The organism is Neobacillus sp. PS3-34, assembly GCF_030915465.1.
Lineage (GTDB): Bacteria > Bacillota > Bacilli > Bacillales > Cytobacillaceae > Neobacillus_A.
On sequence record NZ_CP133267.1, the window covers coordinates 4,480,308 to 4,505,999 of the forward strand.

Consider the following 25,692-nt stretch of genomic DNA (forward strand, 5'->3'; position numbering starts at 1 on the left):
GATCGGCTGGGAGGGTATGAAATGGCGAGAGAACTGATTTTTTCATTTGCAGCATTCTTTATGTTGTCTTTGACGGCAATTACGGGAGTTTTTGCAAATGAGGAACATTCCAAAATCATAACGATTTCTAAAGATTCGGTTGACATAACAGGGGATGGGAAAAAAGATGCCGTTTATATGCAGGCTATACCATATCAGGATGAACATTCATTTTTAAAAAGCATTCTTGTCGATATAAAGGCTTCAAATGGAAAAAATTTAAAAATAAGGCTGGATAGTGGGATTCACCCGACAATATCTTTTCCTGACTTGAATCATGATGGTGTGAAGGATTTGTTCATTGTCATACCAACAGGGGGCAGCGGCGGCATCCTGCAGGGCTATTTATATACACTGAAGGGATTTGTTTTAAAGGATTTAACTATTCCTAAAGCTTTAGAAATCGAAAGCCATTTTTTAAATGGATATAAAGCAGAAATTAATATAAAAGCAACAGGAAAAACGTATCAATTCGATTTGAGAGACAGAAAGAAACAGTATGACCTGCTTGGATTATATCGCTCAGGCAGATTGAATGAGCCAACCGAGCTAATGGTTCAAGGATATTCCGTGCTTAAACCAATCTCCCTGCCTGGACAAATGAAAGGACTAAGGGCTATCCAAAGGATTAGTGGCATCGCCAATTCAGATACTATCGGTATCGTCGAATCCGTATGGGCTTTAAAGAATAACATTTGGAACCTGGAAAGAGTTTCTGTTCTTGAAGAAAAAAATAAACAGCAAGGCGACAGGAAAGAAAAACCTTAGGCGTTTGTCACGAATTATGAAATGTAAAATATAATAACGGTAAGCATGTTAATGATTGAAAGGGGTAATGCTTGCCATGAGTATGTTCATTCCTTCAAAATTAACAGTTCATTTTTTGGCTCCTGCTACACAATTTAGGCCAGTAGAGGGGCGTAAGTACACATTAACTCATTCAGATACAACAGGCCAACTATTCCTAAGTGTTGGTAATTTCTTTGATTACTCAGCTATTAATCCTAAGTTCAGGGATGAGGTTTTTGCCGAGTGGGTACCACAGCTGGGTGAATTCACATTATGCGGTAAGGTATATATAAGCGGCGGCGAATTTGATGAAAAGTATGCAAAAGTGAGATTTATGATCTTTAAAAAGGAGCTGGATTTAGCCCTAAAGGCTATTTTTTATGGGGATCAGATCTTTTTTTCGTATTTTCCATGGCTCCTCGATGCACCCATTTATATACATTTTGAATCTGTTTTTCCTGAATTTAATCAGATCCTATTTTTTGGAACACCACGACATTATTTAAATGGGTTGAGAGAAGAGACATATCAAAAACACAGGTGAATCTGTGTTTTTTTTGTCGTCTAGGAAATTATAAAATTAAATGATGTGAATAACTTCTTCAAGTTGTATTAATCTAGCTCCAGCACCCAGCCCCTCGGGGTCATAAGCCAAATCACTCCAGAAATCAGGATTTCCTGCGTGATTCGTCTTATGCCTGTCGGGGCTAACCAGGGCGCTTGCGCCTTTTGTTCATGTAACAAATTAGAACTAATCCCAATTTGATTTTGCAAATGGAGGATATACAATATAATATTATTATGTAAACTGAGATTAATAACAATCAGGTATCTAATTGCTGGAACAAAACGTACTGAACAGTTAATTGTAATCATTAGAAGAAAATAAACAATAATTTAGATATTAAATAAGAACAAAATCATTAGAGATGAATTATTAACAACAAAATATAAAATCCAGGTTAGGTTTTGGTAGCCAGTTGAAAAACTCAACAAGGATAGTTTAAGCAGCAAATAAGAACAAAATTATTAGAAATGAATTATTAATAACAAAACGCAAAATCCAGATTAAGTAATAAATTTTTGGTATAACCAGATCATTAATGAATTTAAAAATTCAACAAGGAAAATTTAGTAGCAATTATATGCACTAATAAAATAAGTTGCTATAAGTAATAAAATTTCTTTTCTGTCTCACTATTTTAAGTATACTTATGAATTGAGATGTGTTTTCTCTTTGTTTTTATAACTTCCGAGAATATATATTATGTAAACTAGAAAGAAGTATAAAAAAATAGGTCAATTAATGACCCCTTTCTATCTAGACGCGTAACCTAAAAATACCCTCTATAGTGACACAATCATTTTGAACTACATTATTGCTTCCATTTGGGTGCGCATTGTTCTTATTTTATCAGGTTTTTGTTTGAATTCCGCCAGTCAAAATGATTAATTTAATAAGACTTTGGACGTTAAGTATTTTTTGACTCAAAATAAGTTACAAAAAAAACGTTTAGAAAGCTCAAAGTCTTTCTAAACGTCTCAACACTACCCAACATTTTTAATCCTACCATTACCAGTAAACTGACTATTATACAAATCAGCATAAAACCCGCCGTGAGCTAACAGCTCCTTATGATTTCCTTTTTCTATCACACTTCCATTGTTCATCACGAGAATCAGATCTGCATCTCGAATCGTCGATAACCGATGCGCGATGATAAAACTCGTGCGTCCTTTCATCAGATGGTTCATGGCGCGCTGGATTTGTACCTCTGTACGCGTATCCACGCTGCTGGTTGCTTCATCTAATATTAGGATGGCAGGGTTTGCTAAAATCGCCCTTGCTATCGTTAGTAGCTGTTTCTGTCCTTGAGAGATATTAGACGCTTCCTCGTTTAAAACCGTATCATAGCCATCAGGCAGCGTGCGAATAAAATGGTCGGCATTGGCCGCTTGTGACGCAGCAATAATTTCTTCTTCTGTTGCTCCCTCTCTACCATAGGCAATATTGTCACGAATCGTGCTATTAAACAACCACGTGTCCTGTAGTACCATACCAAATGATCTTCTAAGGTGGTCGCGCTTTAACTCCCTGATATCCACACCATCTATTAAAATCCTGCCTTTGTTGATTTCATAAAAACGCATCAATAAATTAATGAGTGTAGTTTTACCAGCACCTGTTGGTCCTACAATCGCTACCGATTGCCCTTGTTCCACATCAATATTCATGTTTTCGATTAATAGTTCGTTTTCTTTATACCCGAAAGAAACATGTTCAAATTTTACATCACCTTTAGGAGAGTTAATCCCCTGAGCTTCAATAGATTCTGGTACCTCCTCGTTTTCGTCTAATATTTCAAACACCCGCTCCGCACTTGCAATCGTTGACTGGATCACGTTTGCAATAGAGGCTGTTTGAGCAATTGGTTGTGAAAACTGTCTGGCATATTGGATAAAAGCTTGAATATCACCAATTTCAATCACCTTTTTTGTGACTAAAAGCCCACCAGCTACGGATACCAAGACATACCCAATATTATTTATAAAAGACATTAAAGGCATAATCATTCCTGATACAAATTGTGCTTTCCATCCAGCTTGGTAGAGCGTTTCATTTATCTCCTCAAACTGTTCGATGGACTTTCGTTCATGCCCAAACACCTTAATGACTTTATGACCTGTATACATTTCTTCTACATGCCCATTTAGCTGACCGAGTGATTTTTGCTGCCCTTTGAAGAAAAGTTGAGACTTTTTCGCAATTTTTGCAGTGGCAATAAAACTCAGCGGAAGCGTCACAATAACGATAAGTGTCATCAACGGACTAATCGAAAGCATCATAATGATTACTCCAATTAACGTGACAACTGAAGTGATTAATTGGGTTAAGCTTTGCTGTAAAGTAGTACTGATATTATCAACATCATTGACAGCGCGACTTAGGATTTCCCCATGTGTCCTTGAATCAAAGTATTTAAGCGGCAGTCTATTAAGCTTTTCTTCCACTTCATTACGCAGATGATAGACGGTTTTTTGTGCTACTCCCGCCATAATATACTGCTGAATATAGGCAAAAATCCCACTCAATAGGTAAAGGCCGATTAATAAAATGATGATATGACCGATATAATCAAAATCTATTTTTGCGCCAGGTACCCCTCTCATCTTCATCATCAAGCCTTCAAACAGCTTTGTTGTTGCCTTTCCCATTATTTTGGGGCTGACAATAGCGAATACCGTACTGATCATTGCGGTTAGTAATACGGAAAGAAGCTGCAGTTTATATGGTCTTAAGTATCCTATTAATCTTTTAAGGGTTCCTTTAAAATTCTTTGCTTTTTGGACAGGCATCCCCATGGCCATTGGCCAAATCCTCCACCTGGTCCTGGTCTTCGTGGTCCAGCCCCTAGTCCAGCGTTCTGATTTTTTTCCTCTCTACTCATGCGATTTCCTCCTCTGAAAGCTGAGACATCACAATTTCACGATAGACCGGACTTGTTTCCAACAGCTCTTTATGTGTTCCAATCCCTGAGATTTGGCCATTGTCTAAAACAATGATCTGATTTGCATCCATAATCGTACTCACCCGCTGGGCAACGATTAATACAGTAGAATCAACCGTTTCTTGTTTTAAGGCAGCCCTGAGCTTGGCATCTGTTTTAAAGTCCAATGCAGAGAAACTATCATCAAAAATATAAATCTCTGGTTTGCGCACTAGTGCACGGGCAATGGATAAGCGCTGTTTCTGTCCTCCTGAAACATTTGTTCCCCCTGGGCAATCATCGCATCAAAGCCATCATCCATTGCAGAAATAAATTCAGTTGCTTGAGCAATGTCAGCGGCATACCTAACTTCATCGTCCGTTGCAGCTTTTTTTCCATATCGAAAATTTTCCGATATCGTTCCTGTAAAAAGCACGGCCTGCTGTGGGACAAAACCAATCTTTTCCCGGAGACGTTCCTGCGACATTTTACGAACATCAACACCATTTACCAAGATTGTACCGCTATCCACATCATAAAAACGAGGAATCAAATTAACAAGTGTTGATTTTCCAGAGCCTGTTCCGCCTATTATAGCGGTTACCTTACCAGGCTCCATTTTAAAAGAAATATTCTCGATCGCTGGCATTTCTGCACCAGGATAACTAAAGGAGACATCTTTAAATTCTACCTGACCTCGCACGTCTTCCGCGGATAAAGAAACAGACGGATCGTTAATATCTGCTACTGTATCAAGCACCTCGTTAATTCTCACAGCTGAAACAGAGGCCCGTGGAATCATGACAAACATCATAGATAGCATAAGAAATGAGAACATAATTTGCATCGCATATTGAATAAATGCCATCATATCTCCGACCTGCATGTGGCCATTGCTAATACGAAGACCACCGAACCAGATGATGGCGACAGTTGAAAGATTAAGGACGACCATCATAATTGGCATCATGGCCGCCATGATTTTGTTTACTTTTATAGCGGTTTGCGTTAAGTCCCAGTTTGCTTCATTAAACCTCCTTTTCTCGTATTCAATCCGATTGAATGAGCGAATGACGCGAATTCCCGTTAAGTTTTCGCGTAAAACACGGTTAAGCTTATCAAGTTTTACCTGCATAGCTTTAAATAGCGGGATACCTTTTCTAGCGATAATAACGATTGAAAGCACTAGAACAGGTAAAGAAACTGCAAGTACTAACGTCAATTTCGCATCCTTGGAATAAGCCATTATGATCCCGCCAATACACATCATTGGGGCCATGGCCATCATCCTCAGTATCATCACGAGAACCTGCTGGATTTGGGTAATGTCGTTTGTTGTTCTTGTAATCAATGAAGCTGTACCAAGTTGATCAAATTCATGTAAGGAAAAATTGCTTACGTGAGAAAATACCTTTGAGCGCATTAATTTTCCAAAACCCGAGGCTGCCTTCGCTGAAAAAAGCTAGCTGCAATCGAACAAATCATCCCTCCAGATGCCACGAGCAGCATAAAGCCCCCAATTTTCCATATGTAGTCCGTATCTCCTGTTACGACGCCCTTGTCAACAATATCGGACATTAACGTTGGCAAATAAAGCTCAGCTAATGACTGGAGGAGGACAAGGACAAGAACCAAGTAGATTGGAAGTTGAAATGCTTTTAGATATTTTGTTAATTTTAACAAGATTGTTCCCTCCTACCTGATTATCGACTTACATCATTAAAATATTGTTGGACTTTAAAAAGTAAATCTGCAAGATGCTTACTTTCTTCTTCTCCTAAATAATCAACCAATCCAGTAAAGGTTTCAGTAAATGCCTTTCTTCCATCCTCGGTTGCTTTAATGCCTGCTGGTGTAAGCTTTATTTTTACAGCTCTTCGATCCTCAGCATCTACAGTACGTTCGATTAAACCATCTCTTTCAAGTACATTGATAATTTGAGTAATGGTTGGGGGTGTCACCTGCAGCAGTTGACTTATTTCCGACACCTTCATCTCGGTATTTTTCGCATTTGCTTCCCGGTAAATGGCGATAAGCACTCTAAATTCACTTGGATTAAAACCAGCTACTTTTTTATCGTGCCAACCCGTTTTTCTGAATTGCATAAAGGATTGAAGAAGCTTATGTGCCGTACTACTTTCAATATTAGCCATAATAATCACCTCTTTTCTAAAATACTTAGGTAACTAAATTATTTATATACCTAAGTATATTCTCGTTAAGAAACCTCGTCAAATTAAAGAAAAAGAATCTCTTTCAGCACAAAAAAACACAGGTTTTTTCCTGTGCTTTCTTTGTTATGGGTGTCTTTTTGTCAGATTTTTATCAATACAGCGGTTGGTAAGCCATTGAAAGGCAGTACACTATAATGCGAACCTTAATATAACCATTTATGAGAACATACTTTCTTATGGTATACTTAGGAAGTACAGTAAATTGCAGGGTGGGCGGCGACCTTCCTCCATTTCTTTGGAAAGGAGGTGCCGCTTATGGTTACTTATGAAGCAATGAACCTGGTAATATCTTTTGCCACTCTAATTGTTGCAGTAATCGCAATAGGTGTTTCTTTAAACAAAAAGAAATGACCTACCCTGCATCCGCTAATGTTTGAGTAGGTCATTTCTATTCACACTTTTGGCCGCTGCACTTCACGCAGCTTACTGTACATTGAGCTTCCAGTTTCAGCTGGGAGCTCTTTTTTATCATATGGAATGTCTACTTAAATTATAATAAATAATACTCTCAATGTAAACTTATTAGGATTTATGTTTCAAATTCAATTCGATATATTATTTTTAATATATTTTTCTAATACTAAAAATACCATCTCGATAAAGGCAGCTTACCGACGAGAGATTTCCAAAATAGGCTTCCCTGGCGCAACGCTCATTAAAATAAACGTTGAGGGTAAAATATTAAATATCAACGGAACTGCTTATACCGTCCTTTTATATAAACCACTTCGAATTATTTACAAAATTTTATTATTCCTTTAAGTTTTTAATAAATTTCGGTAATATAATATTTAGTAAACCGAAATTTATTTAAGAAAGAAGGTTCCTTACCTTGAATCAGAAGGAGACCGGAAAACGTAATTTATTCATTATGTGGTTTGCCAACTTCTTTGTTGCCGGCAGTATGACGATGGTCATGCCTTTTATTTCGTTGTATATCGAGTCGTTTGGAAATTTTCCGGAGAAGTATGTTCAGCATTGGTCAGGGTTAACGTTTGCAGTTACATTTGTCTCTGCCTTTCTCTTCTCACCTGTATGGGGGAAAATTGGTGACCGATATGGACGAAAAAAAATCCTGATCTTTTCCGGATTAGGAATGGGGATATCCATTTTCTTAATGGGATTTGTTCACTCAGTTTGGGAATTATTCTTTCTGCGCTTTTTTATGGGCTTTTTCTCGGGTTTTATTCCAATGTCACAAGCTTTTATCTCAACGCAAACTCCAAAACAGATAGCCGGACGTGTACTAGGTACATTGCAAACCGGCAGTATTACTGGTTCATTGTTAGGGCCAATGCTTGGCGGAATTCTTGCTGATTCCCTTGGCTATGCCACCACTTTTAAATGGACATCTATTTCTATCTTTATCTCGGCACTTCTTGTTATAGCCACAAAGGAATATCGAATTGACGTTGATAAAAAAGGTACGAAATCGCATTATTCAAGTAAGGAAGTTTTTTCACATATCATCCGGAATCCCATATTACTAACTGTCTTGCTTATCTCTGCACTTGTGCAAATCGCCCACTTCAGCATTCAGCCGATCTTATCTTTATTTGTCAGTGATTTGCATGGAAAAACAAATGTAGCGTTTTACTCCGGGATTGCGTTTTCCGCGGCGGGTCTTGGAAATTTACTGATGTCGAGGAGCTGGGGGAAAATAGCAGATCGTTATGGCTATATCAAAATACTCGTTATCCTTCTATTCTTGGCTGGAATCGTCTACCTGCCAGGAGCTGCTGTAACCCAGCTTTGGCAGCTGGTGATTATCCGCTTTGCACTTGGGATCACAATTGGAGGCATCATTCCTGTCAGAATTGCCTACATAAGGCAAGAAGCTCCGATTGCAATGCAAGGTGAAGTACTTGGTTACAATACGAGCCTCCGCTTCCTTGGCAATGTTTTTGGACCGATGCTTGGCGGTTTTGTTTCTGGTTACTATGGGTTTTCGGCAGTTTTTGTCAGCACAAGTACATTGTTGATTTTAAGTGGTGTAATCCTTTTATTATCTATGCTCAGGCATCCTAAGCTGGTTAAACATACAGCCTGAACAAAAAAAGACCCACTTGACTGGGTCTTTTTTTATTCTATAAAATGTCACTATTAAATCTGTATAGAAACAAATGTTCTATCTTGTATTTTAAGCATAAAATTATAAATTTACTCAAAAGAATCTTCCGAAATGGCTTACTACTTCCCCATTATTTCTTATTGATGATCTTGTCGATAATCCCATATTCGAGTGCTTCCTGAGCGCTCATAAAGTAATCCCGGTCCGTATCCTTTGCTACTTTTTCAACCGGCTGGCCGGTCCGCTCTGAAATGATACTGTTAATATGTTCCCGCAGCTTCAAAATTCTTCGGGCGGAGATTTCAATTTCCGTCGCCTGCCCCCTTGCGCCTCCTAGCGGCTGGTGAATCATAATTTCACTGTTCGGAAGAGCATATCTCTTCCCCTTTGTTCCCGCAAGAAGCAGCATGGCTCCAAATGAGGCAGCCATCCCGATGCAAATCGTGCTGATTTCTGGTTTAATATGCTCCATCGTATCAAAAATGGCAAAGCCTGCCGTCGTGGACCCACCTGGGCTATTAATATAAATAGAGATGTCTTTTTCAGGATTATCAGCTTCAAGAAACAGTAGCTGGGCAATCACACTATTTGCTACCTGGTCGTTTATTTCATCACCAATGATGACAATACGATCCTTTAACAAACGGGAATAAATATCGTACGAACGTTCCCCCTGTTAGATTGTTCAATTACATATGGTATGGTACCCATTTAAGTTCCTCCCTTTTTATGCTGCCATGCAATATAGGCTGAGAGGTGAGCCGGAGTGGTTTGGCTTAGCCAGCTTTGGAACTTCTGCCAACAGTGGGATACGTGAAATGGAGTCAATTAATATGCCAGGGTCCTGGGATTCAAGTGATTTGTAAAGCAGATCAGACAGCAATTCCTTCTCTTCTTCACTCCAGAAGGAATCAGTGGATTGAAGAAGGCTTTGTTTTTCTAGCCGGTTCTTTGATCGGTGCAGTAAAGATTTCACCGCTGTCTCAGTAGTGGACAATAAACCGGCAATTTCCTTTGCTTGAAAGTTAAATCCTTCTTTCAACATAAAGATAACGGCCTGTTTTGGGGTCAGATTGTTTATCAAGAGCTTCACAATATCAATTAACATACCAGGTCTGGATGTATCTTGCCTTTCAATAACATCCCCCTCAATCCCGACAACCTCATGCTTTCTCTTTCTCAGGGTGTCAATCCAATGGTGGTAAGCAATTTTGTTCAAAAGCGAAGGGGTTAATTGGGATGGATGGTAAGACTGAATTCCCTTCAATAGGGCTTCTTGGACAAGATCATCTGCTTCCCAATTGTTTTTGGTGAGAAAACGGGAATATCTATGCACACCTTCATATAATTCAGCTAAATCAATTTGACTTGCAATATGTTTGACCCTTTCTTCGCAAAACAAGCTTCTGCTGGCAGTCATTCTGTTCACTCCTTTTGAACATCTCTGCCCTTATAACGGAATACAGGAAAGGAAAGATACGGGTATCTTTAAAAAACTTTTGAATTAAAAGGATGTCTAGAAAACATCCTTTTAATAATTTATTATACGAAAGTCTTAAATGTTAATTAACTATATTATTAGCTCTTAATCGCACCTTCAATATTATAAAGTGTCAAATCTAGTTCCAGCTCCAATCCAAGAGCGAGCTTTGCCAATTCAGATCCCAAATAAGGTCCCATCGTTAACCCGGAAGCACCTAACCCATTAGCTGCTAAAATCCCCTTCCATCCAGGTAGGGGCCAATCACCGGAAGGAAGCCAGGTGTAAAGGGACGATATCCTACTCGGGCTTCGATAAACGTGCTATTGTTCAATCCAGGCGCGACATTCAATGCCTTGTTTAAAACTTCCGCCACTCCGCCAGCTGTAATGCGATCGTCTAAATTTTCAAGATCCTCATGGGTAGCGCCTGCTACTATTCGTTGTTTATCAAATGCCAATAGGTATTGGTTAGTCGGCGGCATTATAACCGGCCACTCATTTGTATTGCCATCTTGTATTTCCAAATGGACAATCTGTGCTTTTTGAAAAGTAACCTGAAGGTCCACTCCAAGAGGCTTTAGCAATGAATTCGCCCAGGCTCCGGCACAAACAATGACTTGATATGCTTGAAATTCCTTATCTCCTGTTTTGACCCCTGTGACACGACTTCCGCTGAATTGCAGCACCGCATCACCATTAATAATTGAAGCACCTAATTTTTTGGCTGCTGACAATAAGGAATCCCTCAATAAACGTCCATCTACACGGGCAGCACCGCTAATATGTAAGGCATGGTAATCTATATCTAAAACAGGAAACAAACGGTTTGCCTCTTCGGGTGAAAGTTCAGTTACATCTTCAATTTCCGGAGCATCTCCACGTCGTAATGAAACTCGTTCTCCTGCCTTTTTAATCTTTTCTAAATCTTTATGAATACTTAGTGCACCGACCCTTTTATAGCCGGTGTTATCTTCGCCTGCTTTTTCAAGCTCATTTATTAAATATGGATAATAGCGCGCCCCCGCTTTTGCTAATTGGTACCAAGCTTTGTTTCGCCGTTGTGTTAACCAAGGGCAAATGATCCCCGCTGAGGCATCCGTCGCCTGCCCTTTATCCTTCCTGTCAATCAGTATGACTTCTGCTCCCTGTTTGGCCAAGTGATAGGCTGTAGAGGCGCCTAGTATTCCGCCACCAATGATAATGAATCGTTTCATTTTCAGCTTCCTTTTCGTTTTTAGTTCTATAATATTAGCAATGTTCCCTCACTACATCTTATAGCATACCAAGGACAATAAAACCAGAATGTCTTTTGGTTCAAAAATAATAACATTTGTGTAACAGCGTCAATCTCTCAATAATGGTATGAAAAAATGGCTGCCTCAAAGACAGCCATTGAACCTTATCAAAATAATCATCATTCATTAGAATGTCTATACTTTTATGGATGGTAGCTGCCATGGCCATGATGATAGCCATGACCAGGGATATATGTGCCATGGCCATGATGATACCCATAACCAGGGACATATGTGCCGTGGCCATGGTGATAGCCATGACCCGGATAATAACCACCGTGTCCATGGTGATAGCCGTGGTCAGTATAATATCCGCCATGACCATGGTGATAACCTTGGCCAGGATAATATCCACCATGTCCGTGATGATAGCTTTGCCCAGGGTGATATACTTGCCCAGGCTGACCGTAACCTCCAGGGAACTGTCTTTGCATTTTATATCTCCTCCTCAACTGTTTCTCCATAGTGTATGAGTCCAGTTTCAAAGAGGAATAGGTACCTGCCTATTTTAATACTTTCCGGATTATTCTTTTGATTGTAGTATCCTAATATTTCCTTTTTTAATTTACAATGGAGGCAGATCCAGCTTCCCTTCCTCAAACAATTCTTTTATCATATGCTTTGTATACCCTGCTGCCTGGCCAAACGTAATCTTTGCCGGCATAGGAGCTTCTTCTGGATCTACAAGGACGTCGATGATGCACGGCTTTGATTGTTGAATCGCACTTTGTAATGCTGGTAGTAAATCATTGGGGTTCTCAATGCGGAAACCAATACCGCCACATGCTTCTGCATATTGCGCAAAGTTAGGGTTTACCAGGTCTGTTCCGAATTCAATGTTTCCCATTACTTCCTGTTCAAACTTAATCATAGCGATCTTATGATTGTTTAAAACAATGACCACAATTGGCAGGTTATATTTTACTGCCGTTACAAAATCGTTCATTGTCATCCCAAAACCACCATCACCGCAGACTGCAAAAACTTGTTTTTCCGGAAAAGCAATTTTCCCGGCAATTGCGCCTGGAAGGCCGCAGCCAAGCGTAGCAAGCCAACTGGATATAATGAATTTTTGATTGGTCATATGAAAATGACGTGCCATCCAAACCGTAACATTTCCAACATCTACTGAGAGCACAGCATCATCTTTTGCAACCATTTGCAAGGCGTTAATAACTCGCTGTGGCTTGATAGGCATAGAATCATTCTCTTCTTGACGATCCAGCCTGTTCCACCAATTTTCCATCCTCTCCTGGCTTTTTTCCAAAAATGTCCTATCCTCTTTCCGTTCTATATTTTCAGTGAGCCATCCGAGCGTGATCCCTGCCTCCCCAGCAAGTCCTACGTCAACAGGAGAACGCTTCCCTATTTGAGAAGGGTCTACATCAATTTGAATGGTTTTGGCCTCTTTTGGAAGAAATCCGGTAAATGGAAATGAAGTGCCGATCATAATAAGCGTATCTGTTTCCTGCATGCCTTCATAGGCCGCTTTTGTGCCAATCAGACCCAGCCCTCCCAATGAGTAGGGATGCTTGTCAGGGATTACTCCTTTTCCAGGTAAAGTCATTACGATCGGGGCGGCTATTTTTTCAGCAAAAGGTATTAAAATATCACGAATACCTTGTACTCCTCTTCCTGCTAGGATGATTGGCGCTTTCCGCTTTCATAATTAGTTCCTTTGCACGATGTAAATCTTCCAATAAAGGAAAAACTTCCTGTTTTACCAAAAAGCTTGAAGTCACTCTTGCTTCATTTCCTACCTCAAACCTTTGAATATCGTCAGGGATGGTGAGGACCGAAACACCTTTTTTGGCATAAGCTGTCCTGATCGCCTGATTCACTACAGCAGGCAGCTGTTCAGCAGACATAATCCGTTGATTGTATACAGCGACATCGTCAAACATCCGTTCCAGGTTTACTTCCTGGAAAAAGTCCGTTCCAAGCTGGTCTGATTCAATCTGACCTGTTATAGCCAAGACTGGTACCTTGTCAAGCTTTGCATCATACAATCCATTCAACAGATGGATTGCACCTGGCCTGCAATCGCGGTGCAAACGCCTATTTTCCCTGTCAGCTTTGCATATGCTGCCGCAGCCAAAGCTCCGGCTTCTTCATGCCTAACCTGAATGAATTTAATTTTGTCTTGAGCCTTTCTTAAGGGCTCGATAATCGAGTTTATGGAATCACCAGGCATTCCATAAATATGATCTACTCCCCATTCAATTAGTAATTCAATTAACACTTCACCTGCTTTTTTTTTAAACACGTTGCCACACTCCATTTAAAAAAAGATACTTGTAGTGTTTTTCTAATAAACAATATTTACTCAATTATTTCCAACATAAAATGTAAATACTGATAAAAAACTGATGTAGGTGGTTTAAATTGAAGAAAATTGTCTTTATTAGGCACGGACTTAGCCAATACAATGTAGAAAATCGATTCACAGGATGGAAAGATATAGACCTTACAGATCAAGGCTATAATGAGGCAAGAGAAGCTGCTTTAGTATTAAAAAAACATGGTTTTATCTTTGATACTGCCCATACTTCTGTTCTAAAACGAGCGATTAGAACACTGTGGATTATACTTCATGAAATGGATTTGATGTGGATTCCTGTACTTAAATCCTGGCGATTAAATGAGAGGCATTATGGTGCACTGCAAGGATTGAATAAAAACGAGGTAATTTCAAAATATGGTGAAGAACAAGTAAATATATGGAGAAGATCTGCAAGTATCCGGCCTCCTGAAATTTATCAAGAAGATCATATTTTTGATCAATCAGACCCTAAATATAAAGGAATTGGAGCAGAAAATATTCCACTCGCCGAGAGTCTTGAAGACACCGAAAAACGGGCGATCATATATTGGAATGAACAAATTGTCCCTAGCTTAATACTAAATCAGCGTATCATCATCTCTGCACACGGCAATACGTTACGGGCACTTGTTAAATACTTGGACAATATTCCCCCTGATGGTGTGATAAGTTTAAATATCCCTAACAGTATTCCGCTAGTTTATGAAATGGATGAAAACCTAAAACCGCTTCGGCACTACTATCTTTGTCAGGAAGGCGAAAGGAGTGACGATACCATGCCGCTTAATCAGGATTTGAATGATCCAGATTACTGTGATTGGCTAGGATGAAATTTTGATTAACCTCCCCTTGCTGGAAGATGTGGTAAGGGGAAGTTGCCGAAAAACTTCCTAATAAAATTAATCAATTTTTTTTGATAAAACAGATTGACATTAGTAAATTTTGGATTTATAATTACTTCATCAAGTAAATTTGATTTAAAGGCGAAAATAGGAGATTCCTACAATGCTTTAGATTGGTATCAATTACATCAGTTTTTTTTGAACTATATATCAAAATAATTTGATTTAAAGGAGAAGATAGTATGTTATTTCATGAATACGAAATGGTTGCCCAATTACAAAGGCAGGAAGTTGAACGTGTCTCACGAGAAGCTTGGAAATATGTTTATGGTAAGAAAGAAAATCGTCTACCCAACCTTATTAGTAAGCTTAACCTAATGTTAAGGGGTAACACCAATAGTACCTGCTCTTGTGAGTGCTAGCAGTTTTGAAAATTCCCAATAAAGAAATGGAGATGGTCATGATGTTTGGTCTATTTAAAAGCACAAAAAAAGGTTCAAGCTGCTGCAATATTGAAATCAAAGAAGTGAAGGAAGAAGAATGCTGTGCAGCAGAAGAAAAGCAAGCGTGCTGTACAGACACTGAAAAACAGGATTGCTGTTCAACAAAATAAGCAATTTTAACAAAGAGCCTGGCAAAATCCGGCTCTTTGTTTTATTCTCCTGATCAACAATCGCTTTCATTCCCCAAAAGGACTAAGCCATTGTTTTCCCTATCATAATCAAGGATCAATTCCTCAAGGTACGGTTCAATGTTAGGGTCGATTGCTACTTGGATTTCGTTTATTAGTGTCACAATATCATCTTCTTCTGGCTCATCCAGAGCCAGGCTATCTCTGGCTGTCCTCAGCCAAACCCAGCAAAATATACTCTTATGCCACTTATTTTTTGTTCTTTTAAAACCTGAAATAGGAGCTCACGTGCTTCATCTGTGATGTTCATGTTGCCCCCTCCCTTCTATTACAAAATGATGCAATTGACCATTTCCCGCTTTCTAGTGATAAAACATGGAATGACCTTTATGTTCATTTCACTGTAGCGGAAAATTTTTCTCCAATGCTTGGCACCCTTTAAAGAATACGATACAAAGGGAATCTGGTAAATAGGTAGGCATTTTATTATATCGGGAAAAAGGATTATTAGATTCTTTCTTAACGAGGCATAAATAAACTGATATGATATTAATGATTGATGTATAGATATTTGAGGAGTGAAATCATGGGTGTTCAAAAAGAATTAGCACAACATGCTGAAAAACAAAATAGAAGTTATCAAGTATTTTTAGAGTTGGATGAAATACGTGAAAACTATATTGAAGAAGCTGTCGAATTATGCAAACAAGGTCAGCCTTTTACAACAGAAAAAATAAATGAAGTGACCAATAAGATCAACAAAATTAATTTGCGATTTATTCCAACCAGAAAAAATGTAACGGTTGAAATGGTTGAGGAGTACGTAAAATCACAAAAATAAAGCTAAAGTTCTTTAAAACCCGCGGATCGAAATTGTCCAGCGGGTTTCTCTTTTTAGAAAGTATGAAAAAATAATGGAGATATTTAACCTTTGACCGAAAGCAGTTTCTTTGCTCCCTTTCAAGATAGTCTTTCCCCACTAAAAAAAACAAAAATAATCCCCCTACTTGACTCATATTCTATTAAAAGGATTTTAAAGGGGTGAGATTTCATGAATTCCTTTTTTAGAGGAACCATCATATTGATTGTGGCCGCATTTTTTAGTGAATGTGCAGAATTTTTTGTTAACATGATACTTGCCAGAGAATTGCGAGAAGAAGGTATGGGAATTTACATGTCTATTTTGCCCATCATCTTTTTGATTTTTGTAATTGCTAGTCTTGAATTGCCCATTTCTATTTCAAAATTTATCGCAGAAAATAAAAAAAGCTTTCATTATAACTTCCTGCAACACGCTGTAAAATTAGCTGCCTTGGTTATGTTTATAATGTTAATAGTAACTATCAGCGTGTTATCTTATCCTTCAATAATGGACAGGTTTCACCTTAATGTAAAATGGTTACTGGCTGGATTAATCCCGATTTCATCATTTTCATCCATTGCAAGAGGCTACTTTATGGGCATTCAGCAGATGGGAAAAATAGCCTTCTCTAACTTTCTTAGAAAAGCATTTCAATTAGGTGTTCTGCTGGTTGTCTTCGATATTTTAAAAGTTGATAAAGACAGCTCTCTGCTTATGGCTCTTAGTGCATTAATTGGCAGTGAATTAATCGTATTTCTTTATTTAATAAGTTTATTGATTCTCCATATGCAAAAAATGAAAAATTCTTCGAACGCCATTTTGACAGGAAAACATGCTCGTCAAAAGCTGCTTTCGGTCTCACTCCCAACTGTGGGGGTTCGCATTTTTCATGCGATAACAAATAGTATTCAGCCATTCTTAATTCAGTCCGCTCTTATGGCAGCAGGGTTCAGTTCCATTGCAGCGACAAAGCACTTCGGCATGCTGTCAGGAGTTGCTATGACAATCGGTTTTTTTCCAGCGTTTATTGCCCATTCCTTAATGGTTATGTTAATCCCAAATGTTTCAGATGCATTCGCGAAACACGACTACGAAAAGTTAAGAAACCTATTTCTGCAATCAATGTGGATTACGATGATTTATGGAATTCCAGCTGTTCTTTGTATGAATTTTTTTGCAGAACAAATAACTTCTCTCTTCTTTTCATCCATGAGTGCAGCGTTATATTTGAAATTAATGTGGCCATATTTCTTGTTTCATTTCTTTGTAATTCCAATGCAAGCCTACCTAATAGGATTGGGATTAGTGAAAGACATGTTTCTTCATACCATTTGGTCCCATATTATCTCGTTCTCCGTTATGTATTTCTTAGGGTCCCAATTTTCATTAAATATAGTCGGCATCATTTTGGGCTTAAATACCGGTGCTGTTTTACTTTTTATGCTTCATTACCTTACCATATGTAAAAAAATAGGGATTACTTTATGGTTAACGAACTATAAAGAGGCATAGAAATGGTGCTTGTGGTTCATTTATAGTACCCAATCCCATCCTATATATAATTTTCTTGCCCATAAAGTTTAGTAATACGTGGCTGAAATCAAGGGATAATAATGTGGTGTACGAAAGGGGGAACATCATGAGATGGCAACGGGAATTGCTTAAAATTATGCAAAACAACAAAGAAAAGAAGCTGGCTTTAGTCATTGATACCTCGAATAACCAAACCGACCAAAAGTTAATTGAGAATGTAGTAAAATTTATCGGGGAAATGAATCCAGAGTCAATATTAGTTCAAGCGGATTTTAAAATTCGAAGTATTTCCAATATCAAAGAATCTGAAGGCATTAAGTACTATACTCACGGAAAATCCTCCTATACGGAAGTCTTTGAATGGGCAAATGAAGAAAAAATCGAAACACTAATGTATGTGACAGACGTTACTGGCTTTTTATATGATGAATTGGAAGTGAAGCCATATGTTTACTGGCTCATTCCAGATCAATTCAAACCCAAAGTCCCGTTTGGAAAGATATTAAATGTTGTTTAAACAAATGTAAAGGCGTGTCTCATATTATTGAAACAGGTCCTTTGCAACTTGTTAGTAATAACTGAGCTATAGCTATCAAAATTATGTGAAGACTGAGATGGATTTTATTGATGTTAATAGTGAAGCAATTGTACCAACCAGAGAAATAATGATAAGTGAATATAAAAAGGTTATCTCTTTAAAAATTAGAACCCCGCTAAGTATTATCACTGTATCGATTATGAGGATCACCAATCCTACGTTAAGTGAGAGTGATTTTGATACCATTAAAGCAAGTAAATCAATACCTCCCGGACTTGCATGAATTCTTAACATGATCCCTACGCCTGTGCCAATAAATATTCCGCCTAAACAAATATTGAGCAGGAACGGCAAATGGAATAAACCGTTTAAAGGATTAAGTAGGCTGATAATGATTGCTGAAATAAAAGTTCCAATTAATCCATAAAAAAAATAATGTAAATCATAATACATTGCAGCAAAATAGATAGGTAAATTCAAACAAGTAAATGTAACGGCTAGTTTCCAGCCCCATAAATAATGGATCAATAAGCTGATTCCCCATATACCTCCGTTTATTACATGAGAAGGTATGACAAAAGCATTAATTCCTATTCCGATTAAGACACTAGCAATAATGATCGTAAACAATTTAATAACCATACATCCTCCTTCCTTTCCCTATCCTAGTCTTTTTATATCCTATGACTTGTTTTGCCGGATTCATTCATTAAATTTGTCCACTTATACTAATGCCTCTTTCATACACAAAAAAAGAGCCTGCATTATCAGGCTCTCTTTCGTTAATCAAATATATTTTTGAAATGATTCTTCTATACCCACTTCTTCTGGAAAGCAGCGATACTTTCATATTCTTCCTGCAGAAGCCGTGAAAGGCGGATAAAAATTGGTGTTAAATCCTCATATATTGAAACATTTTCACTGTTTGGAGTATGCTGATGTGTAGCTCCTACCATTTCAGAAACAACGTTCAGTGAATCAACCTCTCCAAGGCTGTAAAGGCCAAGGATTGCTGCTCCTAAACATGAGCTTTCAAAGCTTTCCGGAATGATGACTTCATGATTGAAAATGTCAGCCATCATCTGCCGCCAGACCTCTGACCTGGCAAATCCGCCGGTTGCATGGATTTTATTCGGCTCTCCAATTAACTCGGACAATGCTAATAGGACTGTATATAAGTTAAATATGACACCTTCCAGAACGGCGCGGATAAGATGTTCTTTTTTGTGGTGCATGCCAAGCCCAAAGAACGATCCACGTGCATTGGAGTTCCATAATGGTGCCCTTTCTCCTGCAAGATACGGGTGGAATAACAGTCCGTCAGCTCCAGGGGTGACCCTATCTGCTATTTCGGTTAGAACTTCATATGGATCTTTTCCTAAGCGTTTTGCGGCCGCCACTTCTGAATCTCCAAGTTGGTCCCTCACCCATCTAAATATCATGCCGCCATTGTTAACGGGCCCACCAATAACCCAATGGTCTTCAGTTAAAGCATAGCAAAAAATTCTTCCCTTGGGATCTGTAATCGGGCGGTCGGCTACTGCACGTATCGCACCGCTTGTTCCGATCGTAACAGCCACAACCCCTGGCTCAATCGCATTTACTCCCAAATTAGATAAAACCCCATCCCCTGCCCCGACAACAAAAGGGGTGGAAGGAAGCAAATTCATTTCTTTCGCATAAGCTTCATCAAGTCCATCCAGCCTGTATGTGGTTGGAACAGGTTCAGAAAGCTGTTCAGGAGTTACACCAGCCATTTTTAATGCTTCTTCATCCCAGGTTAGTGAATAAATATTAAACAGCCCTGTTGAAGAAGCGATAGAATGATCGACTACATATTTTCCAAATAGCTTAAAGAAAATATATTCTTTTATCGAAATAAATTTATAGCTCTTAGAAAACAACTCTGTATAATCGTTTCTTAGCCAGACCAACTTTGCTAATGGCGACATTGGATGTATGGGTGTTCCAGTCCTAAGGTAAATATCGTGGCCATTCATTTCTTTTTTAATTTTTTCCACCCAGTCTGAACTTCGGTTATCTGCCCAGGTAATACATTCTGTTAATGGCTTTCCTGTCTGGTCTACCGCAATAAGACTATGCATAGCCGAACTAAAAGATACACAAAGGATATCTTCTGGCTTGACATCGCTGCCCTGAATTGTTTTTCTGACAGTATTTATGACCGCCCTGAAAATTTCTTCAGGATCCTGTTCAGCTGTTTCAGGTGTTGGTGAATATAAAGGATACTCTATTCCATGGCTGGATATGACGGTACCATCCTTTGAAAATAGAACTGACTTAGCACTTGTTGTTCCGATATCTACGCCTATTACATATTTAGTATTCATTATTCTTCCTCCTCGAAAAACTCTTGGATGCAGTTTGGTTACAGCATATGATGAATGTTTTTCAGTTTTCTTCTCAAAAAAAGCAGTATATTCTTGGATGCTATTTTTTTGCCATTCCAATCCTAAATACTGATATTCTATGAAAATTTTTTTCATACATTAATTATTATACGAAAAAAATTTCATAACGCAAACGTTTACAATAAAAATTTTTTTCATCTTGCAATTATGCTATACTCCAAGTAGGAACTTGGAAAGGGAAATCGCTTATGACGCAAAATTGCTTAGGGACTATTCGTTCTTATTATTCTAAGTTAAGTGAAAAAGAAAAAAAAATAGCTGATTATATCTTAGAGAAGCCTGAAATTATTATACACCGTACGATTAATGATGTAGCAGATGATTTAAATATTGCAGACGCAACTGTATTCAGATTTTCAAAGCGCATAGGGTTCAAAGGCTTTCAGGCAATGAAGATCGCGCTTGCCTCTGAGATCATGAGTTCCGGACGCAATATTGCAGAAGAAAGCACAGAAAAGGATACTGAAAAAAATCTTACTGAAGAAATCTTTAAAACAAATATCAGAAATCTTCAAAATACCCTGCACCAGCTGGAAAACAATTCAGTAACGAAAGCGGCAGATCTAATCATAAATGCCAAAAGAGTCGAATTTTATGGAACAGGCGGTTCGGCTGTCATTGCAATGGATGCGTTTCATAAATTTGCCGAGTCAGGCATTAAAGCATCCTCATTCCTTGAAGCACAATTTCAGCTTATGTCTGCGGCTCACTTAACAGAGGATGATGTTGCAGTTATCATATCTCATTCTGGAACAAATAAAGATACGGTTCAACTTTTAAAAGCAATAAATGAAACTGGTGCCAAAACAATTGCCATAACAAGCGCTCCTAATTCTCCAATCGGTATGAATGTCGACATTGCTCTTTTTACCAGTGTAGAGAACTCGGAGTATGTGCCTGCATCATTTTCCTCACGGATAGCCCTGTTAGCCCTCATTGATGTATTATGCCTGAATGCTTCAAATAAAAAAAATGAAAGGGCGATCTTTATCCAGGAACAAACCCGGAATCAAGGATCCCATTCTACAACATAGCTCCTATATTTCTTTGTTTCATATAGTTTTACCAATAGACTATTTGTTTAAAATAAAAACTCCCTCAAAATAAAATGAGGGAGTTTTATTATTACTATATAAACATATCCAGTATTAAAGCACCTATAAAAGCAGTGAAGGAAAGAATCGTTTCAAGAACTGTCCATGTTTTAAATGTTTCTTTTACGCTTAATCCCAGGTATTCCTTAACCATCCAGAACCCAGCATCATTGACGTGTGAAAACATTAATGAACCTGCACCAGTAGCAATTACAAGCAGCTCCAGGTTAACGCCTGACATATGCTGGATTATAGGTGACACAATTCCGGCTGCAGTTGTTAATGCAACAGTAGCAGATCCTGTAGCGATACGGATTAATCCTGCAATGATAAATGCAAGCACAAGCGGTGATAATGATAAGTTCTGTGACATTTCACCAATTGTATTGCCAACACCGCTGTCTATCAAAATTTGTTTAAAGCCGCCACCGGCACCGATAATTAAAAGAATCGAACCTACTGGCAGAATGCATTCTTCCGTAAACTTTTTAATCACGTTTTTATCAAAACCCTGACGGAAACCTAAGAAATAGAACGCTGCAAAAACGGCAATTAATAAAGCGATCAAAGGGCTGCCGATGAAAATGAAGAATTTCATTAATCCAGCAGGAAGGCCAGTATAAGGTGCCAGTGCGGAAAATATCATTAAAATGACTGGCAGTAAGATAATGAAGAAAGAAATTCCTGTACCAGGCAATTTTTTATATGCCATGTTGATTTTTATTAATTCTGGTTCTCCTTCAGGAGTTACACGTTTGTTAATCCATTTAGCAAATACTGGTCCACCAAGGATGGCTGCAGGAATCGCAATGATAAGTGAATATAACAATACTTTTCCAAGATTGGCATTGTAGATTCCAATTGCTGCAATCGCGCCTGGATGTGGTGGAACCAATCCATGGACAATTGATAAACCTGCGATTGCTGGAAGTGCAATAAGTAAAATGTTTTGTTTTGATGTTTTTTGAATAGAGATAACCAAAGGTAATACAATTAAAATACCTACTTCAAAAAATACAGGTATACCGATGATAAAACCAGCTAGAAGCATTGCCCAAGGAAGCTTTTTCACGCCAAACTTTCTGACGAAGAAATCAGCTACTTGAATTCCGGCTCCTGACTCAGCCATCATTTTACCCAAGATGGTACCAAGCGCCAATATTCCAACTAAATCGCCAAAACCCCGCCAACTCCGGTTTCAATTCCGGCAACGATTTTATCCATTGATAAACCTGATACAATGGCGAGAAACAAAGTTGCTACTGTTAAACTGATAAATGCGTGCCATTTAAACAAGGATACACCTAGTATGACAATAATGATTGCTAGTAAAGTAACTAATAAATGAAACATGATAAATTCACCTTCCCCTTTTTTGTAAGCCCTTTCGAAAATCTTTTTAAGAGTTTACCTTTTTTTCATCGTTTAACCTAACCTCTGCCTACCCTTTGAAATTCTTTTTCTTATTTTTGGCCAAAATAATTTTGAAAGCACTTTCAAAATATATCTTGATTATATGAAAAAAAATTTCTTTTATCAATGTTTTTTGAGAAAAAAATTTTTTTATTTTTTTTTATCTTATTCTACCCCCTTTTTCAAAAATATTTTCTAAACAGAAAACTCCTAATAGAATTCCCATTCTACGAGGAGCATATGGCATTTAATAATTTTTAGGGAAAAATATTTTCATCCAGATCTAAATTTTTGCATTTGAAAGGGATTACTTACGATGCGGTGCCGTCCTCTCCCACTTACAATATACCAATAAGCCAATAAATATGTATGAAAAGTGTAATTGTATATACGGCAGATGCAAACATTGCAAGGCCATACAAGAAAGGTCTTTTACTTTTTCTTAACTTATAAACAAAAATGATTAGGGAAATGGAGAGCGATACTTTTAAAAATAAAAACAATGCTGGACTGATATGGTAGATAAATTCCATTATGAAATTGTCCTCAGAAATGATATTTAAATGAAGGCCAAAGAATGTTGCAACTCCATCAATCAAGTTCGCTGCAGATAAGTATATTAATAACTTATTCATACTTCACATACCTCCTCAACCATTTAACATTAACTCTTTAATAAGAACGTTTTTGATGGAATTAATTTATTTTGTTCTTAAATAAGAACAATCATTAACAATATACCATTTTTAGCAACTAAAAAACAGGCCAAAAATGGCCTGCTTACTATTAATATTATGCTTATACAGTTATTTTATTACTAATAGCATTTAATCTTTCTTCTACCTGTTCCGAGCTTAAATCATGCTGTGCAATATAACGGTTTCTTGGATGCACTCGGCATTCATGCGAACAGCTCCGTAAATATTTATGCTCATTTTCCTCAGAACACAAAATCTTTTTATTGCACTCCGGGTTTGCGCAATTCACGTAACGCTCACATGGCTCACCTGTAAAATAATCTTTACCAACAATTACATTCTCTTTTCTGTTAACAGGAACACTAATTCTTTCATCAAATACATATAGTTGGCCATCCCATAATTCTCCCTGTACTTCCGGATCTTTACCGTAGGTGACAATTCCACCGTCTAATTGGGAAACATCTTCAAATCCTTCTTGTAATAGCCAGCCTGAAAATTTTTCACAGCGAACGCCGCCAGTACAGTAGGTAAGAATTTTTTTATTTTCAAATGCACTCTTATTATCTTTAATCCATTGTGGCAGCTCTTTGAACGTATTAATATCAGGTCTTACTGCGCCTCTAAAATGCCCTAAATCAAATTCATAATCGTTTCGGGCATCAATCACAACTGTATTTTCATCTTGCATTGCTTCAAAAAATTCTGCTGGCTTAAGATGTTTTCCAGTTAATACTTTTGGATCTACATCATTTTCTAGCCTTAAAGTTACCAATTCTTTTCTCAGCCTTACCCGCATTTTTTTAAATGCATGCTCGGATGCCTCATCAACTTTAAAAACTGTTTCAGAAAAAAGCGGGTGTTCATTCATAAAATGAATGTAGGCGTCTGTTTGTTCAGGCGTACCTGACACAGTTCCATTAATACCCTCAACTGAAATAAGGATTCTTCCTTTTATCCCCAGGTCATTACAGAACTGTTGATGTTCCTTGATAACTTCCTCAGGATTTTCTATATCTACATATTTATAATAAAGTAATACTCTATATTCCTGACTCATATAATCACCTTTTATTTAAAGTATTGAAATTTCCACTTTATTTATATTTAACTTTCCTACTATATCAAAGAATCTATATATATTTCAAGCCTTGCAGCTTATAAGCCTTTACCCTCCCTTGTAGAAACTGAAAAAATAAGCCTTTTTTCATAAACTTTGTTGCTATTTAGAGAGAAGTTGATTTCCACTCCAGGATGCTCACCTGTCCCGCTGCGCCCGCTGGAGTCTCGCACCTCCCGCTCCAATCAACTTCTTTTTCAATGATTGGCTTTTAAAAACCTATTTCAAAAACAACAATCTTTTAGAAAGGCTGTTTTCGCAAAGATTGTTGTTTTTGAACAAATCCTAATATGAGAGTTTGTACCGAAATTCCATGATTCAGACACGATTGCCCTTGATTTGATTGAACCTGTCCGAATACGCTAGAGGAGAGAATGGTTTTCATAAGGTGGATGAAGCCCGGTACGCCTGCCATAAATGCCAGAAACGGTCTTCATAAGAGAGGTAAAGGCCAAAAACTCACCAAAAAAGATATCCAAAGGAGGGATGAAGACCCAAAAGCCCTGCCGGTAGAGCAGAGAATGGTCTTCATAAGGTGGATGAAGCCCGATACGCCTGCCATAAATGCCAGAAACGGTCTTCATAAGAGAGGTAAAGGCCAAATTCTCACCAAAAAAGATATCCAAAGAAGGGATGAAGCCCCAAAGTCTTGCTGCCACAGATTTGGACAGGATTGCCCTTGATTTGATCGAACCTGTCCGAACTCAACTCTTATTCGGACTAGATTTCCTTTGAATTCATCAAAACTTCCCTTGAGTCGCCTCTAAGATTATTACAGAAGCAACAAACGAAAACAGCCTTTAGAATA

At 38.0% G+C, this 25,692-nt stretch carries 19 protein-coding genes and 6 pseudogenes; 12 read left to right on the forward strand and 13 right to left on the reverse strand.

What is annotated here, in order from left to right:
- The first annotated feature begins 21 nt into the window (after window positions 1-21).
- Together RCG23_RS23585 and RCG23_RS23590 are read left to right on the forward strand one after the other, a co-directional pair.
- Entirely contained in the window at window positions 22-807 is a 786-nt protein-coding gene (locus tag RCG23_RS23585; RefSeq protein ID WP_308177652.1) for a hypothetical protein, read from the forward strand.
- Between the two features lie 76 nt (window positions 808-883).
- Window positions 884-1,372, forward strand: a complete 489-nt coding sequence (locus RCG23_RS23590; RefSeq protein ID WP_308177653.1) for a staygreen family protein — start codon at window positions 884-886, stop codon at window positions 1,370-1,372.
- A 1,004-nt stretch (window positions 1,373-2,376) separates the two neighbouring features.
- On the opposite strand, the pseudogene RCG23_RS23595 reads toward RCG23_RS23590, so the two are convergent.
- The 3 genes and pseudogenes from RCG23_RS23595 to RCG23_RS23605 form a co-directional block, all read right to left on the reverse strand.
- Window positions 2,377-4,277: pseudogene (locus tag RCG23_RS23595) on the reverse strand (ABC transporter ATP-binding protein).
- A pseudogene (locus tag RCG23_RS23600) lies at window positions 4,274-5,999 on the reverse strand (ABC transporter ATP-binding protein). Before RCG23_RS23600 ends, RCG23_RS23595 begins: the two co-directional pseudogenes overlap by 4 nt.
- 20 nt (window positions 6,000-6,019) lie before the next feature.
- Window positions 6,020-6,469: a MarR family winged helix-turn-helix transcriptional regulator gene (locus tag RCG23_RS23605; RefSeq protein WP_308177654.1), complete on the reverse strand. Its 450-nt coding sequence runs from the start codon at window positions 6,467-6,469 to the stop codon at window positions 6,020-6,022.
- A 336-nt stretch (window positions 6,470-6,805) separates the two neighbouring features.
- Between RCG23_RS23605 and RCG23_RS23610 the strand changes: the two genes are divergently transcribed.
- Both RCG23_RS23610 and RCG23_RS23615 read left to right on the forward strand, forming a co-directional pair.
- On the forward strand, window positions 6,806-6,901 hold the full coding sequence (locus RCG23_RS23610) for a putative holin-like toxin (protein WP_308177655.1): 96 nt from the start codon (window positions 6,806-6,808) through the stop codon (window positions 6,899-6,901).
- Between the two features lie 481 nt (window positions 6,902-7,382).
- The gene (locus RCG23_RS23615) at window positions 7,383-8,600 is read left to right on the forward strand and encodes an MFS transporter (RefSeq protein ID WP_308177656.1); all 1,218 of its coding nucleotides are present in this window, start codon (window positions 7,383-7,385) and stop codon (window positions 8,598-8,600) included.
- A 151-nt stretch (window positions 8,601-8,751) separates the two neighbouring features.
- Here the strand turns inward: RCG23_RS23615 and clpP are convergent.
- From clpP to RCG23_RS23630, 3 genes and pseudogenes are all read right to left on the reverse strand, one after another.
- A pseudogene (clpP, locus tag RCG23_RS23620) lies at window positions 8,752-9,332 on the reverse strand (ATP-dependent Clp endopeptidase proteolytic subunit ClpP).
- A gap of 16 nt (window positions 9,333-9,348) precedes the next feature.
- Window positions 9,349-10,041, reverse strand: coding sequence for a sigma-70 family RNA polymerase sigma factor (locus RCG23_RS23625; RefSeq protein WP_308177657.1), 693 nt, complete (start codon window positions 10,039-10,041; stop codon window positions 9,349-9,351).
- A gap of 158 nt (window positions 10,042-10,199) precedes the next feature.
- A pseudogene (locus RCG23_RS23630) lies at window positions 10,200-11,317 on the reverse strand (NAD(P)/FAD-dependent oxidoreductase).
- A gap of 226 nt (window positions 11,318-11,543) precedes the next feature.
- Between RCG23_RS23630 and RCG23_RS23635 the strand changes: the two are divergent.
- The gene (locus RCG23_RS23635) at window positions 11,544-11,864 is read left to right on the forward strand and encodes a hypothetical protein (RefSeq protein ID WP_308177658.1); all 321 of its coding nucleotides are present in this window, start codon (window positions 11,544-11,546) and stop codon (window positions 11,862-11,864) included.
- Window positions 11,865-11,963: 99 nt separating this feature from the next.
- Here the strand turns inward: RCG23_RS23635 and RCG23_RS23640 are convergent.
- Window positions 11,964-13,664, reverse strand: a pseudogene (locus RCG23_RS23640) (pyruvate oxidase).
- A 119-nt stretch (window positions 13,665-13,783) separates the two neighbouring features.
- On the opposite strand from RCG23_RS23640, the gene gpmA reads away from it, so the two are divergent.
- Window positions 13,784-14,551 carry a 2,3-diphosphoglycerate-dependent phosphoglycerate mutase gene (gene gpmA, locus RCG23_RS23645; RefSeq protein ID WP_308177659.1) on the forward strand — a complete coding sequence of 256 codons (768 nt, stop codon included), beginning with the start codon at window positions 13,784-13,786 and terminating at the stop codon, window positions 14,549-14,551.
- 472 nt (window positions 14,552-15,023) lie between these two features.
- Window positions 15,024-15,176 (forward strand): hypothetical protein, encoded by a 153-nt coding sequence (locus RCG23_RS23650; protein WP_308177660.1) that lies wholly within the window; start codon window positions 15,024-15,026, stop codon window positions 15,174-15,176.
- A gap of 53 nt (window positions 15,177-15,229) precedes the next feature.
- Here the strand turns inward: RCG23_RS23650 and RCG23_RS23655 are convergent, their stop codons facing one another.
- A complete protein-coding gene (locus tag RCG23_RS23655; RefSeq protein WP_308177661.1) occupies window positions 15,230-15,358 on the reverse strand; it encodes a hypothetical protein in 129 nt (42 codons plus the stop codon).
- A 422-nt stretch (window positions 15,359-15,780) separates the two neighbouring features.
- Between RCG23_RS23655 and RCG23_RS23660 the strand changes: the two genes are divergently transcribed.
- The 3 genes from RCG23_RS23660 (at window position 15,781) to RCG23_RS23670 (ending at window position 18,106) form a co-directional block, all read left to right on the forward strand.
- Window positions 15,781-16,035 (forward strand): DUF2533 family protein, encoded by a 255-nt coding sequence (locus RCG23_RS23660; RefSeq protein WP_308177662.1) that lies wholly within the window; start codon window positions 15,781-15,783, stop codon window positions 16,033-16,035.
- A gap of 210 nt (window positions 16,036-16,245) precedes the next feature.
- Window positions 16,246-17,568, forward strand: coding sequence for an oligosaccharide flippase family protein (locus tag RCG23_RS23665; protein WP_308177663.1), 1,323 nt, complete (start codon window positions 16,246-16,248; stop codon window positions 17,566-17,568).
- Between the two features lie 127 nt (window positions 17,569-17,695).
- A complete protein-coding gene (locus tag RCG23_RS23670) occupies window positions 17,696-18,106 on the forward strand; it encodes a VWA-like domain-containing protein (protein WP_308177664.1) in 411 nt (136 codons plus the stop codon).
- An 81-nt stretch (window positions 18,107-18,187) separates the two neighbouring features.
- Here the strand turns inward: RCG23_RS23670 and RCG23_RS23675 are convergent, their stop codons facing one another.
- Window positions 18,188-18,769, reverse strand: coding sequence for a YitT family protein (locus RCG23_RS23675; RefSeq protein WP_308177665.1), 582 nt, complete (start codon window positions 18,767-18,769; stop codon window positions 18,188-18,190).
- 170 nt (window positions 18,770-18,939) lie between these two features.
- Complete coding sequence (gene gntK / locus RCG23_RS23680; protein ID WP_374049786.1) at window positions 18,940-20,478, reverse strand: gluconokinase; 1,539 nt, start codon at window positions 20,476-20,478, stop codon at window positions 18,940-18,942.
- A 269-nt stretch (window positions 20,479-20,747) separates the two neighbouring features.
- Between gntK and RCG23_RS23685 the strand changes: the two genes are divergently transcribed.
- Window positions 20,748-21,593, forward strand: a complete 846-nt coding sequence (locus RCG23_RS23685; protein WP_308177666.1) for a MurR/RpiR family transcriptional regulator — start codon at window positions 20,748-20,750, stop codon at window positions 21,591-21,593.
- Window positions 21,594-21,687: 94 nt separating this feature from the next.
- On the opposite strand, the pseudogene RCG23_RS23690 reads toward RCG23_RS23685, so the two are convergent.
- The 3 genes and pseudogenes from RCG23_RS23690 to RCG23_RS23700 all read right to left on the reverse strand — a co-directional run bounded on the left by RCG23_RS23690 (window position 21,688) and on the right by RCG23_RS23700 (window position 24,824).
- Window positions 21,688-23,006 (reverse strand): annotated as a pseudogene (locus RCG23_RS23690) (GntP family permease).
- Window positions 23,007-23,404: 398 nt separating this feature from the next.
- Complete coding sequence (locus tag RCG23_RS23695; RefSeq protein WP_308177667.1) at window positions 23,405-23,701, reverse strand: DUF5658 family protein; 297 nt, start codon at window positions 23,699-23,701, stop codon at window positions 23,405-23,407.
- 163 nt (window positions 23,702-23,864) lie between these two features.
- Window positions 23,865-24,824, reverse strand: coding sequence for an oxygen-dependent tRNA uridine(34) hydroxylase TrhO (locus RCG23_RS23700; protein ID WP_308177668.1), 960 nt, complete (start codon window positions 24,822-24,824; stop codon window positions 23,865-23,867).
- Window positions 24,825-25,276: 452 nt separating this feature from the next.
- Here RCG23_RS23700 and RCG23_RS23705 point away from each other — a divergent pair, with 452 nt between their 5' ends.
- Window positions 25,277-25,567 carry a hypothetical protein gene (locus tag RCG23_RS23705; RefSeq protein WP_308177669.1) on the forward strand — a complete coding sequence of 97 codons (291 nt, stop codon included), beginning with the start codon at window positions 25,277-25,279 and terminating at the stop codon, window positions 25,565-25,567.
- Window positions 25,568-25,692 lie beyond the last annotated feature (125 nt).